Below are 1,960 nucleotides of genomic sequence, written 5' to 3'. Positions count from 1 at the left end.
GTTATCAATTCCTTTCCGATGCACCTTCACCTGGTGCGCACAATTGTAAAGTGATCTTCATCCACCCAAAAAGTGCCGACGGCATTTTAATAGAGCTTAACCAACCCATGGGTCAGTAAGCACTTACATAAGCATAACAATAGAGCAGCTATTACTTAACGAGAAATACTATGTCTGATAAAAAGCCTGATTTAGCCGCACAACTCGAGCAATGGGAAGCGCTTGCGACCAAACAAATGAAAGGGGTCAGTCCGGATGAAATGACCTGGCAGACGCCAGAAGGTATTCCCGTTAAGGTGCTCTATACCGAGGAAGATACAAAAGACCTGCCTCACACCCAGACACTTCCCGGTATGGCTCCCTTTGTACGTGGCCCAATGGCAACGATGTACGCCGGCCGCCCCTGGACCATCCGCCAATACGCAGGATTTTCCACCGCAGAAGAGTCAAATGCTTTCTATCGCAAAAACCTGGCTGCCGGTGCACAAGGCGTATCAGTTGCCTTTGATTTAGCGACTCACCGAGGTTACGACTCAGACCACCCACGCGTAACGGGTGATGTAGGTAAAGCAGGTGTGGCGATTGATTCAGTCGAAGATATGAAAATTCTTTTCGACGGCATTCCGCTTGATAAAGTATCGGTATCCATGACCATGAACGGCGCAGTCTTGCCAATCCTGGCTAGCTACATCGTTGCAGCAGAAGAACAAGGCGTTTCACAAGAACAGCTTTCAGGCACTATCCAGAATGACATTCTGAAAGAGTTTATGGTGCGCAATACCTATATCTACCCACCAAAACCATCCATGAGGATTATTGGCGATATTATCGGCTACACCTCCGAGAACATGCCTCGCTTTAACAGCATTTCAATCTCCGGCTACCATATTCAGGAAGCCGGTGCTGATGCAGCGCTGGAACTAGCCTACACACTTAGCGATGGCAGAGAGTATGTTAGAACTGCACTGAAAGCTGGTTTGGACGTCGATGCCTTTGCGCCTCGCCTTTCCTTCTTCTGGGGCATTGGCATGAACTTCTATATGGAGATCGCCAAGCTCAGAGCCGGTCGCTTGTTATGGCATAAGATTATGGACGAGTTTAGACCTAAGAACCCCAAATCTTCTATGCTTCGAACCCACTCGCAAACATCAGGCTGGTCTTTGACCGAGCAAGACCCTTACAACAACGTGATTCGTACCACCATCGAGGCGATGGCTGCGGTATTTGGTGGCACTCAGTCGCTACACACCAATGCCCTGGACGAAGCGGTTGCACTACCAACAGAATTCTCTGCTCGTATTGCGCGAAATACTCAGATCATCCTTCAAGAAGAAACAGGCATTCCTCAGGTTGCAGACCCTTGGGGGGGCTCCTACATGATGGAAAGCCTCACGCAGCAGATTGCTGATCGAGCTTGGGAATTAATTGAAGAAATCGAGGAAAAAGGTGGAATGGCGAGCGCCATTGAACATGGCATTCCAAAAATGCGAATTGAAGAAAGTGCAGCGAAAAAGCAAGCACGCATTGATCGCGGTGAAGATGTCATTGTTGGTGTCAATAAATACCAGCTCGATCACGAAGATGACCTGGATATACTTGAAGTAGACAATGTTGCTGTACGCGAGTCACAAATCAAGCGCTTGGAATCGATTCGTACAAATCGAGATTCTGATGCGGTTAAAGCAGCGCTTACAGCCTTGACTGAGGCGGCGAAAACAGGTGAAGGCAATTTGCTAGAATTGAGCGTAAATGCTGCTCGCTTACGCGCGACTGTTGGCGAAATTTCTGATGCTCTGGAAGAAATATACGGACGTTTTCAGGCCGAATCTCGCACTATTAGCGGCGTTTACGGCGTCTCCTATGAGGGCGATGAAGACTGGCAAGCAATACAGTCTGATATTGAAGCCTTTGAGAAAGCCCAAGGTCGACGACCTAGAATGCTGGTTTGCAAGATGGGCCA

1 protein-coding gene is annotated in these 1,960 nt (G+C 48.5%); it reads left to right on the top strand.

The window, feature by feature from the left end:
• Positions 1-170 precede the first annotated feature (170 nt).
• Positions 171-1,960, top strand: a 1,790-nt coding sequence (scpA, locus tag A3757_RS17655) for a methylmalonyl-CoA mutase (RefSeq protein ID WP_068740016.1), incomplete at its 3' end; no start/stop codon positions are given.

This window comes from Oleiphilus sp. HI0117 (assembly GCF_001635235.1).
The sequence above is the reverse complement of the archived record's forward strand: the minus strand, read 5'-3'. Positions and strand labels throughout refer to the sequence as shown.